Raw genomic sequence first — 14,972 nt, 5'->3', positions numbered from 1 at the left:
CGCAGGCGCGGTCCCCGCCACCGAGGACGCCGGCGCGGACCGCGTCACCGAGGAGGTCGAACCCACCGCCCCACCGGCACCACCGCCGACTCCCGCGCACACGCCGAACCTCCCGCACCACGCCACCCACGGCCGGTGACGGACCTACGCCGCTGAGGAGGCCACCCATGCGCCTGCCGGAGCACCTCGCCCTGCTGGTGACCGCGGAGACCGCGCTCGCCGACGCGTTGACCGAGGTCGCCGACGGCCATCCGGGCGAACCCGACGTGGTGGCCCTCACCTCGCGCTTCGCCGAGCTGGGCCGCGCCCATCTCCGCAGATTGGAACCGGTGGTGCGCCACTACGGCGAGGTCGTTCTCGACGAGTCCCCCGTGGTGTCCACCCCGGGCGCCGCCCTTCCCGGGCCCCCGCGCGGGTCGGGCGCCGGGCTGGTGTGGGACCTGCAGAACCTCGTGGTGCGGGCCACTCTCGTGGAGATCACCTGGACCGCCGTCGGTCAGGCGGCGCAGGCCCTGCGCGATCGCGACCTGCTGCGGATCACCGACGTGTCCGTGGCCGACACGCGGTCGGCGCTGGCCTGGCTGCGCACCCGCATCACACAGAGCGCGCCGCAGGCGCTGATAGCGGCGGGGTGAGCATGTCCGCACGTCCGCGTGCCCGTGTCGACGTACTCGCCGCGGTTCGCCGCCGCGCGGGCTGGCTCGGCACGGCCGCCTACGCACTCGTGCTGTGCGCGGTGGTGGTGGCCGTCGTCGGCGTGGTGGGACTGGCCGTCGGCAGGCCGTACGTGTTCCCCAGCCTCGGGCCGACCGTGATGCTGTTCTTCGAGTCGCCGCTGCGGCGCTCCGCCAGTGCGCTCTGCACGCTGGTCGGGCACGCCGTCGCGATCCTGGTGGGCGTGGGCGCGCTGTGGGCCTTCGGCCTTGCGGACGAACCCGCCGTGCTCGCCGAGGGGCTCACTCCACCGAGGGTTGCCGCAGCGGCGACCGCGGTGGCGCTCACGGCGTTCGTGTTGCTCGCGCTGCGCTGTCCACATCCACCGGCCGGGGCGACGACCCTGCTGATCAGCCTCGGACTGCTCACCACGGTGGGCGAGCTGCTCGCGGTCGTCGTGGGAGTCGTGCTGGTCACGGTTGTCGGCGTGGCGCTCAACCGGGCCCTCGGGGTGCGGCAGGCCCTCATCCCGGCTCGTGACCAACAGTGACGAACGTGGCAGAGTGGGTGATCACCGAGGAGACCACTCACGAGGAGATCCCGCCGTGCAGGACGAGCGCCCGCCTTCCGCCAGGCTCGACACGAACAAGCCGAGCATCGCCCGCGTGTACGACGCCAGCCTGGGCGGCAAGGACCACTACGCGGTGGATCGCGAGGTCTTCGAGCAGATCCGCGCGGTCGCGCCCTATCAGGGGGACGTCAGCCGGATGAACCGCCACTTCCTCGTGCGGGTGGTGCGCTACCTCGCCGGGCGGGTGGGCGTCGACCAGTTCCTCGACCTCGGCAGCGGCCTGCCGACGGTGCAGAACACCCACGAAGTCGCCCAGCACAGTAACCCCGGGGCGCGGGTGGTCTACGTCGACAACGACCCGATCTGCAACGCGCACGGCCGCGCTCTTCTCGAGGAGAACGAGCGCACCCACTTCGTGGAGGCGGACCTGACCGAGCCCGCCGATCTCCTGGCGAATCCGGAGATCACGGCACATCTCGACCTGTCCCGCCCGCTGGTACTCATGCAGATCGGCACTCTGCACCACGTCGCCGACGAGCGTGATCCCGCCGCCCTGATGCGTGCGTACGTGGACGCGTTGCCGTCCGGCTCGTACGTGGCGCTGACGCACTTCTGGGACCCCGAAGACGAGGACCCCGAGCTGCACCGCCGCGCCCGCGCTCTCGAACACCAGGTCCGTGAGGCGGGTATGGGCACCGGATGGTGGCGGGGTCGCGACGCGATCGCCTCCTATTTCGGGGGTCTGGACATGGTGCCTCCGGGGCTGGTCGAGCTCGACGACTGGTGGCCCGACGGGCCGCGCATGCGCGAGGCGTGGCCCGAGGAGCACCTCATGCTCGGAGGCGTGGCGCACAAACCCTGACGAGCCCGGCCGTCGCGGCCCGTCGAGGCCGATCGGCGACCGGTCACAGCGCCGCCCCGGCGGGCGATGCCGAGCCCAGCTCGGCGAGGAGTTCCGAGGTGTCCAGCACGCGGGCACACCGGCGGGCCGCGTACTCCAGCGCGAACCGGTGCTCCGGCTCGCCGAAGTCGGCGACGGCATCGGAGACGAGATGGGGCTGGATGTCGTACGAGAACGCGTCGATGGCCGTGGCCAGACATCCGACGTGGGCGTAGACGCCGCCGAGCAGAATCTGGTCGCGCCCCGCCGCGGCCAGCCGGGACAGCAGGTCGGTGTGGCAGAACGCGCTGTAGCGCCACTTGGTCAGCACCACGTCGCCGTCTCCGGGCGCGAGTTCCGCGACGATCTCCCTGTCCTCGGCCCGTGCGGCCATCCCGGGCCCCCAGAAGTCCTTCAACAGGCCCCGCTGCTCGTCGGTCATCGACCCCGGCTGGGCGGTGTAGAACACGGGCACGCCCCACTCGGCGCAGCGCGCGCGCACGGCGACGAGATTGTCGAGCATCTCCCGGTACGGGGACTCCGTCGTGGAGAACGGGCGGAGGAAGTATCTCTGCATGTCGTGGATCAACAGCGCGAGCCGCTCGGGCTCGGGACGCCAGTGTCGCGGTCCGCGCTCACCATCGGGCAGACGCGGCGGGGTGTATGGGCTGATGTCGCCGATTCCCACGGCAATCCCCTTTCGGGTCCGGATTCCAGGGTGGTGTGGCCCGCTCACACGCCGAGCGCCGCACCACCGTCGACATAAAGATCCTGCATCGTAATCTGCGCCGCCTGGTCGGAGAGCAGGAAGCGCACCGACTCGGCGACATCCTCGGCGGAGCCGACCTTGCCCAGCGGAATGCCCACACGGAAGTGCGCGGGATCACCGTCCACGGTGCGTCGCCGGTCCCCGCCCGCCGAGTCCCACAGGGCGCGCAGCATCGCGGTGTCGGTCGAACCCGGTGCGACCACGTTGCACCGGATGTCGTGCTGGGCCAGTTCCAGGCCGAGGCATTTGGTGAACGCGGTGACCGCCGCCTTCGACGTGGCGTAGGCGCCCATTCCGGCGCGGGGCACGCCCGCGGCGTTCGACGCCACGGTGACGATCGCTCCCCGTCGGCGCGGGACCATGCGCCGCGCGACGGCCCGGCAGACGTAGAAGGCTCCGGTGGTGTTGACCGCCATGGTCCGCGCCCATGCCTCGTCCGAGGTGGAGAGCAGGTCGGCGGGGTGCAACACACCCGCGGCGTGCGCGAGGCAGGCGATCGGCCCGACGGCCGTCTCCACGTGTTCCACCGCCTTCTCCACCGACTCGCTGTCGCTGACGTCGGCCGTGACCGGCCGCACGTCGAGGCCCTCGTCGCGCAGGCTCCGCACGGCCGCGTCGAGCTCTTCCGCTCGCTGGTCGGACGCGGCCACGACCGCTCCGTCCCGGGCGAGCAGTCGCGCCACGGCCAGGCCTATTCCGCCCGCGGCTCCGGTCACCAGACACACACGGCGTTCGTCGTCAGCTCCGGACACGGTGCACCTTCCCGGTCCCGGCGGTCCGGAACTCCCGGGCCAGCTCGGTGGCCTGTTCGTCGCTGAGGCGGGGATCGCATGCGGTGGAGTAGGCGGGCTCGCCCACCCGGTCGAGTTCGTCCTCGTCGGCGACGCACTCGCCGACCGCCTCGGGGGTCACCTCGAGGTGGAGGCCTGCCGCCCGCACGCGGCCCGCGTCGAGGACCTCCCGGAACAGGGCGACCTCCCGGCGCATACTCGACAGCAGCCGCGTCTTGCGCCCGTCGGGTGCGGTGATGGTGTTGCCGTGCATGGGATCGCACAACCAGATCGCGGGGTGCCCGGCGCCCCGCACGGCTTCGACCAGACCGGGAAGCACCTCGGCCGTCCGGTCGGCACCGAGTCGCGCGATCAAGGTCAGCCTGCCGTGCTCGCGTTCCGGGTCCAGCCGCGCGCACAGCTCGGTGATCTCGTCCGGTGTCGTCCGCGGACCGATCTTGCAGGCCACCGGGTTGACCACAGCGGACAGCAGTCGGACGTGTGCGCCGTCGAGTTCCCTGGTCCGTTCTCCGACCCACGGCAGGTGGGTGGAGGTCAGTAGCGGCCGGTTCCACGGGTCGCGGCGGAGGAACGGGACCTCGTAGTCGAGCAGCAGAGCCTCGTGACTGGTCCAGACCCGGCGCTGTGGACGCGGCCCCGCCCCGGCCGCCCGTTCCCGCAGCGTGGTGGCGGCGTCCAGCGCCGCGTGATAACAGCTCAGCAGACGATGGGGGTCAGGCCGCCGTGTCTCGGGGCCGGCCTCGTGCGCGTTGACGGCGTGCCCCCGGAACGCCGGCACCAGCATGTCGCCGACCTCCTCCCAGCTCTGGGAGCGCGGCTTGGCGAACTGACCGGCGATGCGGCCGACACGCACGACGGCGCCGCCCTCGGGGTCCAGCACGTCGGCGAGGCCCTCGACGAGCGCGGCTTTGGCCGAGACCCACGACGGTGTGCACTGTGCCGGGTCTTCCGCACAGTCGCCTGCCTGGATCAATCTCGCCTCACCGGCCGCCACGTCGGCGAGCAGGGCGCGGAGTGTCTCGATCTCATGCCATTCCGCGACGGCGGGAAGTGCCCGCAGTGTGCGGCGAACGACCTCGACCGGCGCCCCGGCAGGCCAGTCCGGCTGTTGTCGAGCGGGCAGGCTCAACCAGTCCGCCTCGTCGTCGAGCGGGTCGGTGGGCGTGGTCGAATCCTTTAACTCCATGGTTTTCGTGTCTCTTTTCGCTGGCGGCGTGTGGAGCGTGCCGGGACAACGGCACGCCCAGCAGATTGTCGAGCGCGGTCCGAGTCCTCGGGAACTGTGCGGACGAGCAGTCCGGCGGCCCGCGCGGGCGGGGTGGACGCCCGGACGCGTTGGCGGGGCCCGGGAGCGACGGGCCGCGAACTCGCGTCGCACGAGTGGCCGGGGGCGTGGTCTGCCTGCCTGCTCCCCTTCCGGCTGTGCGGTCGGTGAGCACGCACCCGAGTGGAACAGTCACTGTGACGTAGGTCTCGTCCGATCTGGTCGATCGCGGTGACGTGAACGAGTAGTTGCCTCGTGTCCCGGTGGGGACGAAGGTCGGTCCGTACCCGCGACCGAGCCGGTCGTGCCGCGCACGAGCGAGGAGTACCTGTCATGGGAGCGACGGATCCCGCCACGCTGTGGCGACGCGCCGAGACCGCTCGCGGCTGGGCGGTGCTGCACCGTCCGCACGCGACCGGAGGCGACCGCGTCGAGATGCTCTTCGGCGACGTGGTGGAGCTGGACCACCTCGACGAGCTCGACGCTCTCGCCGGCGGAGGAGAGCACGGACCGGGGTCTCGGGAAGGGCACGAGCTCCTGGTGGCGGTGCCGTTCCGGCAGGCGGCCGAGCGTGGGTTCGAATGCGTCGACGACGCGGCACCGCTGAGAGCCCTCGCGGTGCGCGACGACAACGTGATCCCACTCGACGACGCGCTGGCGACCCTGCCCGACGACCCGCTGCGGGTGAGCCAGGCGGGCTTCGAGGCCGGTGACGACGACTACGCCGACGCGGTGGCACAGGTGATCGAGCAGGAGATCGGCAGGGGCGTGGGCGCCAACTTCGTGCTCAAGCGCTCGTTTCGCGCCCGGATCGACGATTTCTCTCCGAGGGCGGCGCTAGCGACGTTCCGTGCCTTGCTGTCCAAGGCGGTGGGCAGCTACTGGACGTTTCTGGTGCGGCTGGGCGACCACATGCTCGTCGGCGCCACGCCCGAACGGCACGTGACCTTGTCCGGCGGAGCCATGACGATGAACCCGATCAGTGGGACCTACCGGTATCCGGACGGCGATCCGGATCCCGGCGATGTGCTGCGCTTCCTCTCCGATGACAAGGAGACCGACGAGCTCTACATGGTCGTCGACGAGGAGTTGAAGATGATGGCCAGGCTGTGCTCGCCGGGTGTGCGAGTACGGGGGCCGTTCTTGAGGGAGATGCCGTGGCTGGCCCACACCGAGTACTTCCTCAGTGGAACGACCGACCGCGGTGTGGCCGAGGTGCTGCGTGAGACGCTGTTCGCGCCCACAGTGGTGGGCTCCCCTCTGGAGAGCGCGTTTCGCGTGGTCTCACGCCACGAGCGGCGGGGCCGCGGCTACTACAGCGGTGTCCTCGCGCTGGTCGGCAGAGACCATGCTCGGCGCCGTATCCTGGACTCGGCGATCCTCATCCGCACGGCCGAGATCGACGCCACCGGGGCGCTCGACCTCGGTGTGGGGGCGACCCTGGTGCGGCACTCCGATCCCGCGGCCGAGGCGCGCGAGACATGGGCGAAGTCTGCGGGCATGCTTGCCGCGCTCGGGATCGGCGAAGCGGCCCCGGGCGCGCGCACGTCCGCGGGCCGGGTACCCGGCCTGAGTCTCGACCCCCGTGTCACGGAGGCGCTCGCCGCCCGCAACTCCGGCCTGGCGGGGTTCTGGTTCTCGCCCTCCGGGCGGCGCCACGCACGGCGGGGAGCCCGGGCGCTGGTTGTCGATGCCGAAGATCATTTCACCGGCATGCTGGACCACCAGTTGCGGCACTGCGGGCTGGAGGTGCGCACGCTCGACTACGCCAAGGTCACCGACGTCACGGGATTCGACCTCGTGGTGTTGGGGCCGGGTCCCGGTGACCCGACCGACGCGCACGACCCGAAGATCGCGCGGTTGCGTGCCCTGGCCCGCGACCTGCTCGGCCGCACGCCGTTACTCGGGGTGTGCCTCGGGCACCAGGCCCTGGCCGCGGTGCTGGGCTTCAAGCTCACCCGCAAGCCCGTACCCAGCCAGGGTGCGCAGCGGGTAATCGACTACTTCGGCAGGCCCGCGCGCGTCGGCTTCTACAACACCTACACCGCGGTGTCGCTGCTCGACACTGTCGAGGCCGTGGTTCCCAATGGTGTCGTCGAGGTGGCCCGTGACCCCGCGTCGAACGAGGTGCACGGCCTCCGTGCCCGGGGACTGCGTTCGGTGCAGTTCCATCCGGAGTCGGTGCTGTCCCGGGACGGGCTCTCGATCCTGCGCACGGCGACCGCGGCTCTGCTCGATGAGCGCGTGCCCGCCGGGCGCGAGGCGATGACGGAAGGACGGCGATGATCACTATTACGCATACGATGTCCGTGGCGGCTACCCCGGATCAATGGGAGGGCTGCCGCGAACGCCTGGCGCAGAAGGCCCGCGCCCCGATGGCCTACGTCCCCGCGATCGTCGGTTGCGAGGTGCTGTCCGAGCACGAGGACGGATTCCTGCGGAGGATCGAACTGCCGGACGGAACCCGACTGCGCGAACGCGTGCTGGTCCTTTCGGGCGAGCAATTCCGGTTCGACCAGATCGACGACCCGGATCTGTCGGCGATCGAGAACTTGCTCATCCTTTCCGGAGACACCATCGAGTTCACCCTCCGCGTCACGTTATCCGAACAGGGAACCGAACGCGCTTTCGGTGACGTCGAGTGGCTGCGGGGCACACACGACTACTTCGGCAGCACGGTTGAGCCCATCGTCACCGGACTCGCGGGCCACCAGGGCTGACGCCGGGCCGCGCCACCGCAGGAAGCGAGACCCCCGCGCCCCACGGCGCGGGGGTCTCGTGCGTGACCGTACGGGATACACGCCTACTTAATCGATACCGATCAAGTGGGCGGCACCGTGGCACCCGGCCCCCGCGGGCCGTTCCCCGCCGACTGGTCGAACGAACAGTTCGGTCGACCACCGTGCGCGCTTACCGTTGAGCACGCACAAGGGACCTCTCGACTCTTCCCATTTCGAGAAAGTGACACGCATGCGCCGAATCGTGGTGAAATACGGTGGCAGTTCGCTGGCCACGACCGAGAACGTGCGGCATGTGGCCGCGCTGGTGCACGATCAGGTGCGGCAGGGCGAAACTCCCGCGGTCGTGGTCTCGGCACGTGGCGATACCACCGACGAGCTCGTCGCCGTGGCGGATCGGCTCTCCGCCGGTGCCGACCACACGGCCGCGCTCGGCCGCGAGCGGGACCAGTTGCTCGCCTGCGGCGAGGTCGCCTCGGCCGCCCAGCTCGCGCTCGCCCTGCGCGCACGCGGCGTCGACGCGATTTCCCTGACCGCGGCACAGGCAGCGATCTCGGTGCGGGGTGCCCACGGCGCGGGCGTGATCGACGAGATCGACGTCTCCCGGGTGCGCGAGGCACTCGACGCAGGCCGGGTGCCGGTCGTCGCGGGATTCCACGGCATCGACGCGCACGACGACGTCACGACCCTGGGCCGGGGCGGCTCGGACACCACCGCGGTGGCGCTGGCGGTCGCGCTCGACCGCGCCCGGTGCGTTCTCAATACCGATGTGGACGGAGTGTTCAGCGCCGACCCCTCGCTCGTGCCGGACGCACATCTGTTCCCCACGGTCGGTGATGACGTGCTCTGCGAGATGGCGTTCGGCGGAGCGCGCGTCGTGCACCCGAGGGCGGCCGAACTGGCGCGGCTGTTCGGCGTCGAGCTGTGGGTGCGCAACACCTTCGGCGACCAGCCCGGTACCCGCGTCGTGAGCGGAGGGAGCAGCATGATCGAAACCGCGCCCGTGGCGCACGCCGTGGTGCACGACGGCGACGTCGCGCACCTGACCGTCCACGCGTTCGGTCCGGATCCGGAACCAGGGCAGGCGCACCCGCGTGAGCTGGTCGCCGAGGCGCTGGCCGAGGCCGGCGTGCCCGCCGAGTTCGTCGGCGACGCCCGCCTGGGAAGCGGGCTGTCCATCGGACTCGCGGTGGCCTCGGCCGTGGCGGCCCTGCTCGCCGAGACGATCACCGAGGTGTTCGGCCGCGCGGGCCGAGAGGTCCGGGTGGACACCGCCGGATCACTGGCGACGGTGTCGCTGGTGGGCTCGGGCCTGCTCAGCAGGCCGCGGTGCCTGGCCGATGTGCTCGCCGCGCTGCGCGCGGCCCGGATCGTTCCGCTGGCCTGCACCATGACCCAGTCCCGCTGCACGGTGCTGGTCCGCGACCAGAACACGGCGACCGCGGTCGGTGCGCTGCATGAGGCCTTCGGGCTGGGCGCATCCGAACGGGCTGATTCCGCGCTCGTCTCCGCGAGCTGACACGCCCCACACCGAACGGAGGAGAAAGTGTACTCGTACGGAACCTTCGGACGGCGGCTACGGCTGCGCCGTCTGAACCGCACCACCGACCAGCGCTTGTTCGTCGTGCCGTTGGACCACTCGATCACGATCGGGCCCGTCGCGCCGAGCGGTGGCCTGAACGGTCTCGTGCGCACGGTCGCCGGTCACGGTGCCGACGCCATCGTGCTGCACAAGGGCACGCTCCGCCAGGTCGACCACGCGGTCTTCACCGACACCGCGCTGATCGTGCACCTCAACGCGAGCACGGTCCATGCCTCCGACCCCGACGCCAAGTACCTCGTCGCGAGCGTCGAGGAAGCCGTCAGCGCCGGAGCGGACGCGGTGAGCGTGCACGTCAACATCGGCTCCCCCGCCGAGAGTCAGCAGGTCGCGGACCTCGCGGCGGTCGCGCGGGACTGCGACCGCTGGAGTGTTCCGCTGCTGGCGATGATGTATCCGCGAGGTCCGCAGGTCGACCCGGGAAACGCGGATCTGATCGTGCACGCGGCGACGGTCGCCACCGACCTCGGTGCCGATTTCGTCAAGCTACCCCTGCCCGCGAGAACGGACGAGGTGGCTGACGTCGTCGCCCGGTGCCCGGTGCCCGCCCTGTTCGCGGGCGGTGCCCGGCGTGAGGACGGCGGCGGCGTCGTCTCGTCCGTGCGAACGGTGATGCGTGCGGGCGCGGCCGGGGTCGCGATCGGCCGCAACATTTTCCAGTCCACCGATGTGGCCGCCACGACGCGTTCGGTGGCCTCCGCCGTCCACGAAGACGCCGACACCACGCCGCACCTCGACCGGCTCGCGATGGAACCCGTCGGTTCCTGATCGAGCCCCCACGTTCGCACGCGCCATCGGAAGAAGGAGAAGTCATGAAGCTGTGCTGGATCGACATCGGACGCGTCACCGAGGCCAAGGAGGCCATCACCGAGGAGGCACTGCACCACCGGGTCGACGGAATCGTGAGCCGCGAGGCGGCCGATCTGGCCCCGCTGCCCCCCACGGCACACCGGGTGCTCGACGCGACCGGCACCGATGTGGACCGCGCCCTGGAATCGATCGACACCGGCACCGTCGACATCGTCATCGTCGATCCCGTGGTGCAGGGCAGCACGGCCGAGCTGGCGCACAGGCACCCGTCGGTGCGGTTCGCGGCGTTCGTGGACGTGATCGACTCCCCGTCGCTCGAGCGGGCCTGCGAGACGGCACGCACCGAGGAATGGAGTGTGCTGCGCTTCCGCGACCCGACCAAGATTCCGCTCGAGATCGTGCTGGCCGCGGCGGACAAGTCCCAGGGCAGCATCATCACCGAGGTCGGCGACGTCGAGGAGGCCGAGATCGTCTATGGCGTGCTCGAACACGGATCGGACGGTGTGCTCCTCGCTCCGAGCAGGGTCGGGGAGTCGGCGGAGCTGAAGTCCGCCGCGGTGACCGCTGTCAGCGATCTCGAACTGGCTGAGCTGGAGGTCACCGGCATCCGGCACGTCGGCATGGGGGACCGCGCGTGCATCGACACGTGCAGCTACCTGCGAGAGGACGAGGGCATCCTGGTGGGGTCGTTGTCGAAGGGGATGATCCTGTGCGTCAGTGAGACGCACCCTCTGCCGTACATGCCGACGCGCCCCTTCCGTGTCAACGCCGGAGCCATCCACTCCTACACCCTGGGCGAGAACGGGCGCACGAACTATCTCAGCGAGCTGCACGCGGGCAAGAAGGTCGTCGCCGTCGACGTCAAGGGACGGACCCGTACGGTCACCGTCGGCCGCGTCAAGATCGAGTCACGACCGTTGCTCGCGGTGGACGCCGTGGCCAAGGACGGCACGATGGTCAACCTGATCCTGCAGGACGACTGGCACGTCCGCGTGCTCGGGCCGGGCGGCGGGGTGTTCAACTCCACCGAACTCAAACCCGGCGACATCCTGCTCGGGCACCTGCCGACGCACGACCGCCACGTCGGCTACCCGATCGACGAGTTCTGCCGGGAACAGTGACCGCGTGCCATCCGGGCCGCGTGTTCGACTTCCACGCGCGGTTGCCGCCGAAGCCGGACGCCGCACGGGCCCTGGTATCCACCATGGATCGGCACGGAATCGGGCGGGCCGCGGTGTGCGCGGGAGGAACCGTGGACCCGGACTCGCTGTCCCGGTGGCTGATCGAGGGCGGGCATGTCGAGACCGGCGCCGACAACGACGCCGTGCTCGCTGCCTGCGCGCAGGCGCCCGGGCGGCTCGTCCCGTTGTACTTCGCCAACCCGCACGAACCGCTCGCCCGGTACCGCGACCGGGCGAGCCGGTTCCGTGGTGTCGAGGTCTCGCCCGCGGTGCACGGCGTCACACTGACCGACGAACGGGTGCGCTCGCTCGCCGAGACGGCCGGTGAGTGCCGGCACCCCTTCTACGCGGTGTGCCTGCAACGCCCGGGCTGCGGGGTGGCCGAGTTCGCCGAGCTCGCGCGGGCGTTGCCCGGTACCACGTTCGTGCTGGGCCACCTGGGGATCGGCAACATCGACTTCCACGCGCTGAACCTCGTGCGCGGACTCGGCAACGTGCTCGTCGAGACCTCGGGTGGCTACTCGAGCGTGGCGGGCGCCGCCGTGCGCAGGCTCGGCGCCGAACGCGTTCTGTTCGCCGCGGAATACCCGCTGCAGGACCACGCGGTGGAACTGGCGAAGATCGCCGCGCTCGGCTTGTCGGAGGCCGAGAGGGACCTCGTGTTGTACGGCAACGCACTCCGAATTCTGGGAGAGGAAAGGGAACGAGCGAGATGACACTGGCGACGACACGCACCTCTGACCACGCCACGGCACTGCGCACCGAGTTCACCGGGTGGAGCGATCTGAGTGAACTCGCGGACCGGCAGGACGCGCAGCTGCGGACGACCTTCGAGTGGGCGGCGCGGTCACCGTTCTACCGCGCGCGGTTCGGCACCGCGGGCATCCCGCGGACCAGGGCGGATCTGACCCGGCTCGAACCGACCACGAAACAAGACCTCAGGGACAACCACCCCTTCGGTATGCTCGCCGTCGAGCGGCGCAGACTGGCGACCTATCACGAGTCCAGCGGCTCGGCGGGCGAGCCCACGCCGTCGTACTACACCACCGAGGACTGGGTGGACCTCAACGAACGCTACGCCCGCAAGTGGACCGGCATCACCGCCGACGACACCTTCCTGGTGCGCACCCCGTACGCATTGATGGTCACCGGGCACCTCGCGCAGTCGGCCGCGCGCAGCCGTGGCGCGACCGTGGTCCCGGGGGACAACCGGTCGCTGGCGATGCCCTACTCCCGTGTGGTGCGGGTGCTGCGGGACCTCGGAGTCACGCTGAGCTGGTCACTGCCCACCGAGACGTTGCTGTGGGCGAAGTCGGCCGAGCTCACCGGCCTGGAACCCGGACGGGACTTCGCCGGGCTGCGCGCGTTGTTCGTCGGTGGGGAGCCCTTGTCCACGGCGCGGAAGGCACGCATCAGTCAGCTGTGGAACGTCCCGGTCGTCGAGGAGTACGGCTCCACCGAGACCGGCAGCCTCGCGGGGGAGTGCCCGGAGGGCGTGCTGCACCTGTGGGCCGACCGGGCGATCTTCGAGGTGGCGGACCCGGTCACGGGCGAGATCCGTGACTCCGGGCGGGGCACGCTCGTGGTCACCCCGCTGTACCGGGAGGCCATGCCGCTGCTGCGCTACGACCTCGCCGACGACGTGGAGGTTTCCACGGAGCCGTGCGCGTGCGGCTGGCGGCTGCCGACCGTACGGGTGCTCGGGCGGGCGGCCTTCGGCTACCCGGTCGCTGACCGGCTGATCGATCAGAACAGCGTCGAGGAAGTCGTGTTCGCCCTGCCCGCCGAGTACGGCGTGGTGTTCTGGCGCGGACGCGCGCTCGCGGACGAGTTGCAGGTCCAGGTCGAGGTCTCCGAGCGGCACCGGTCCGCGGTTACCGCTGAGCTGGACTCGCTGCTGCGTGCGCGCTTCGGCGTGCCCGTGCGGGTGCTCCCGCTCGAACCGGGTTCGCTGGTACCGGAGAGCACACTGACCGGCACGGCCGACGTGGTCAAACCACGCAGCTTCTTCGGTCCGGAGGAGAGCTGGGACAAGGCACTGCTGTACTGCTGAGAGACGACGGCGAGAAAGGACTGGGCGGTGTCCAGTACAGGAAACGGGCCGGGGCTGAGGGTGGCCGTCGTGGGCGCGGGGATCGGCGGCCTGACCGCGGTGGCGGCGCTGAAGCGGCACGGCGTGCGGTGCGATGTCTACGAACAGGCCGAACACCTGCGCGAGGTGGGCGCCGGGCTGCAACTCGCGCCCAATGCGAGCGGCGTGCTGCACCGCCTCGGCCTCGCCGAACCACTGCGCCGGGTGGCGGTGCGCCCCGCGGCGGTGGAGATGCGCCGGTGGGACACGGGGACGCTGCTCGGTAGGACCGAGCTGGGGGACGCCTGCGAACGGCGCTTCGCGGCGCCCTACCTCACGGTGCACCGCGCCGACCTCCACCGCATCCTGGCCACCGCCTGTCCCGAGGGATCACTGCACCTCGGGTCGCGCTGCACGGAGGTCGTCGAACACGACGAGGGCGTCCAGCTTCGCTTCGCCGACGGCTCCAGCAGGCACGCCGACGTGGTGATCGGAGCCGACGGCATCCACTCGGCCGTCCGTGCCGGTCTGGCAGCCGATGCGCCCCGGTACTCCGGAACGGTGGTGTACCGGGGGCTGGTTCCCGCCGACCGGCTTCCCCGGCACCGCGACGACCCCCACGTGCGTTTGTGGCTCGGACCCGGAAAGCATTGCGTGGTCTATCCGGTGGCCGGTTCCTCCCTGGTCAACGTGGTGGCAACCCTTCCGGCGCGGGAGTGGGCGGGGGAGTCGTGGACCGCGCGTGGGGACGTGGCCGACGTACGCGCGGCCTACGCGGATTGGCACGCCGACGTGCGCGAGGTCCTGGACGCGCTCGACGAGGTGGGACTGTGGGCGCTGCACGATCGAGACCCGTTGCCATCCTGGACGCGCGGGCACCGCACGGTGCTCGGCGACGCGGCGCATCCGATGCTGCCGTTCCTGGCGCAGGGAGCGAATCAGGCGATCGAGGACGCCGCCGCGCTGGCCACCTGCCTGAGCCCGGTGTCCGAGCCGGCTTCGGTGCCGGAGGCGCTGGCGCGTTACGACGAGGTGCGGCGCGCGCGGACCGGGCGCGTGCACGCCGGGGCGCGTCGCAACCACGGCATGCTGCACCTGCCGGACGGGTCGGAGCAGCGGAGGCGGGACGCGGAACTGCGCGAGGCCACGGATCTGGCCACACAGGACTGGCTGTACGGTTACGACGCCTTCGCGGTATAGGGCCTGATCCCGCGGGCAGGCTCGGGCGGGACGCGGGTCAATCCGCCTCGCGCCCGGCGTGGGCGTACCGGGCGAGTTCGACCCGGCTGTTGATTCCCAGTTTCCGGAACATCTTTCGCAAGTGGTAGTTCACTGTGGACGAGGAGAGGAAGACCTGTTTGGCGACCTGCCGGTTGGTCATTCCTTGGCTCACCAGCGTGGCGATCGTGCGTTCGGTGGCGTCGAGACAGTCCCAACCCGAGTCGTTCGAGGTCGTGCTCGGGGCTGGTCTCTTGTACACCCCGAGTTCCCGTAGCCTGCTGCGGAGCCGGGCGGCGTCGTGTCGGCATCCGATCGCTTCGAATCGGCGCAGCGCGTCCTCGAACGGGAGGGTGGCGTCCCCCGGCGCGCCCGTCCGCGCCAGCAGCGCGCCCAGGTCCTCGGCCGCCCACGCCGCGGCCCAC

The 14,972-nt window shown here is 70.9% G+C and carries 15 protein-coding genes; 11 read left to right on the top strand and 4 right to left on the bottom strand.

Features of this window, described 5'->3' with window-relative positions; genetic code table 11:
* Positions 1-167: 167 nt before the first annotated feature.
* Genes SACSA_RS0106815 through SACSA_RS0106805 form a run of 3 tightly spaced genes read left to right on the top strand, consistent with a single transcriptional unit; the run spans position 168 to position 2,087 of the window.
* Positions 168-635, top strand: coding sequence for a hypothetical protein (locus tag SACSA_RS0106815; RefSeq protein ID WP_019814486.1), 468 nt, complete (start codon positions 168-170; stop codon positions 633-635).
* 2 nt (positions 636-637) lie between these two features.
* On the top strand, positions 638-1,204 hold the full coding sequence (locus SACSA_RS0106810) for an HPP family protein (protein ID WP_019814484.1): 567 nt from the start codon (positions 638-640) through the stop codon (positions 1,202-1,204).
* 55 nt (positions 1,205-1,259) lie between these two features.
* Positions 1,260-2,087 (top strand): SAM-dependent methyltransferase, encoded by an 828-nt coding sequence (locus tag SACSA_RS0106805; RefSeq protein WP_019814482.1) that lies wholly within the window; start codon positions 1,260-1,262, stop codon positions 2,085-2,087.
* A 43-nt stretch (positions 2,088-2,130) separates the two neighbouring features.
* On the opposite strand, the gene SACSA_RS0106800 is transcribed toward SACSA_RS0106805, so the two are convergent.
* Genes SACSA_RS0106800 through SACSA_RS0106790 form a run of 3 tightly spaced genes read right to left on the bottom strand, consistent with a single transcriptional unit; the run spans position 2,131 to position 4,851 of the window.
* Positions 2,131-2,793 (bottom strand): isochorismatase family protein, encoded by a 663-nt coding sequence (locus tag SACSA_RS0106800; RefSeq protein ID WP_019814480.1) that lies wholly within the window; start codon positions 2,791-2,793, stop codon positions 2,131-2,133.
* Positions 2,794-2,837: 44 nt separating this feature from the next.
* The gene (locus SACSA_RS0106795) at positions 2,838-3,626 is read right to left on the bottom strand and encodes a 2,3-dihydro-2,3-dihydroxybenzoate dehydrogenase (protein WP_028661624.1); all 789 of its coding nucleotides are present in this window, start codon (positions 3,624-3,626) and stop codon (positions 2,838-2,840) included.
* Positions 3,613-4,851, bottom strand: coding sequence for a 3-deoxy-7-phosphoheptulonate synthase (locus SACSA_RS0106790; RefSeq protein WP_019814475.1), 1,239 nt, complete (start codon positions 4,849-4,851; stop codon positions 3,613-3,615). Before SACSA_RS0106790 ends, SACSA_RS0106795 begins: the two co-directional genes overlap by 14 nt.
* Before the next feature lie 411 nt (positions 4,852-5,262).
* Here SACSA_RS0106790 and SACSA_RS27035 point away from each other — a divergent pair, with 411 nt between their 5' ends.
* The 8 genes from SACSA_RS27035 to SACSA_RS0106750 all read left to right on the top strand — a co-directional run bounded on the left by SACSA_RS27035 (position 5,263) and on the right by SACSA_RS0106750 (position 14,529).
* Complete coding sequence (locus SACSA_RS27035; RefSeq protein WP_019814473.1) at positions 5,263-7,215, top strand: phenazine-specific anthranilate synthase component I; 1,953 nt, start codon at positions 5,263-5,265, stop codon at positions 7,213-7,215.
* Positions 7,216-7,232: 17 nt separating this feature from the next.
* Positions 7,233-7,649, top strand: coding sequence for an AtaL-like protein (locus tag SACSA_RS0106780; protein ID WP_019814471.1), 417 nt, complete (start codon positions 7,233-7,235; stop codon positions 7,647-7,649).
* A gap of 250 nt (positions 7,650-7,899) precedes the next feature.
* The gene (locus SACSA_RS0106775; protein WP_019814469.1) at positions 7,900-9,186 is read left to right on the top strand and encodes an aspartate kinase; all 1,287 of its coding nucleotides are present in this window, start codon (positions 7,900-7,902) and stop codon (positions 9,184-9,186) included.
* A gap of 27 nt (positions 9,187-9,213) precedes the next feature.
* Positions 9,214-10,035, top strand: coding sequence for a 2-amino-3,7-dideoxy-D-threo-hept-6-ulosonate synthase (locus tag SACSA_RS0106770; RefSeq protein WP_019814466.1), 822 nt, complete (start codon positions 9,214-9,216; stop codon positions 10,033-10,035).
* A gap of 44 nt (positions 10,036-10,079) precedes the next feature.
* Positions 10,080-11,198, top strand: a complete 1,119-nt coding sequence (locus SACSA_RS0106765; RefSeq protein ID WP_019814464.1) for a 3-dehydroquinate synthase II — start codon at positions 10,080-10,082, stop codon at positions 11,196-11,198.
* Between the two features lie 20 nt (positions 11,199-11,218).
* On the top strand, positions 11,219-11,974 hold the full coding sequence (locus SACSA_RS0106760; protein ID WP_232212855.1) for an amidohydrolase family protein: 756 nt from the start codon (positions 11,219-11,221) through the stop codon (positions 11,972-11,974).
* Positions 11,971-13,311 (top strand): phenylacetate--CoA ligase family protein, encoded by a 1,341-nt coding sequence (locus tag SACSA_RS0106755; protein ID WP_019814460.1) that lies wholly within the window; start codon positions 11,971-11,973, stop codon positions 13,309-13,311. Before SACSA_RS0106760 ends, SACSA_RS0106755 begins: the two co-directional genes overlap by 4 nt.
* A gap of 27 nt (positions 13,312-13,338) precedes the next feature.
* On the top strand, positions 13,339-14,529 hold the full coding sequence (locus SACSA_RS0106750) for an FAD-dependent monooxygenase (protein WP_028661623.1): 1,191 nt from the start codon (positions 13,339-13,341) through the stop codon (positions 14,527-14,529).
* A gap of 37 nt (positions 14,530-14,566) precedes the next feature.
* Here SACSA_RS0106750 and SACSA_RS25135 read toward each other — a convergent pair.
* Positions 14,567-14,972 (bottom strand): helix-turn-helix transcriptional regulator (locus SACSA_RS25135; protein WP_198008970.1); only part of this gene is annotated, 406 nt, incomplete at its 5' end.

Source organism: Saccharomonospora saliphila YIM 90502 (assembly GCF_000383795.1).
Taxonomy (GTDB): domain Bacteria; phylum Actinomycetota; class Actinomycetes; order Mycobacteriales; family Pseudonocardiaceae; genus Saccharomonospora; species Saccharomonospora saliphila.
The sequence above is the reverse complement of the archived record's forward strand: the minus strand, read 5'-3'. Positions and strand labels throughout refer to the sequence as shown.

Coding starts and splice junctions, on each gene's coding strand:
- SACSA_RS0106765 (WP_019814464.1), top strand. CDS start 10,080: ATGAAGCTGTGCTGGATCGACATCGGACGCGTCACCGAGGCCAAGGAG.
- SACSA_RS0106755 (WP_019814460.1), top strand. CDS start 11,971: ATGACACTGGCGACGACACGCACCTCTGACCACGCCACGGCACTGCGC.
- SACSA_RS0106780 (WP_019814471.1), top strand. CDS start 7,233: ATGTCCGTGGCGGCTACCCCGGATCAATGGGAGGGCTGCCGCGAACGC.
- SACSA_RS0106790 (WP_019814475.1), bottom strand. CDS start 4,851: ATGGAGTTAAAGGATTCGACCACGCCCACCGACCCGCTCGACGACGAG.
- SACSA_RS0106810 (WP_019814484.1), top strand. CDS start 638: ATGTCCGCACGTCCGCGTGCCCGTGTCGACGTACTCGCCGCGGTTCGC.
- SACSA_RS0106815 (WP_019814486.1), top strand. CDS start 168: ATGCGCCTGCCGGAGCACCTCGCCCTGCTGGTGACCGCGGAGACCGCG.
- SACSA_RS27035 (WP_019814473.1), top strand. CDS start 5,263: ATGGGAGCGACGGATCCCGCCACGCTGTGGCGACGCGCCGAGACCGCT.
- SACSA_RS0106775 (WP_019814469.1), top strand. CDS start 7,900: ATGCGCCGAATCGTGGTGAAATACGGTGGCAGTTCGCTGGCCACGACC.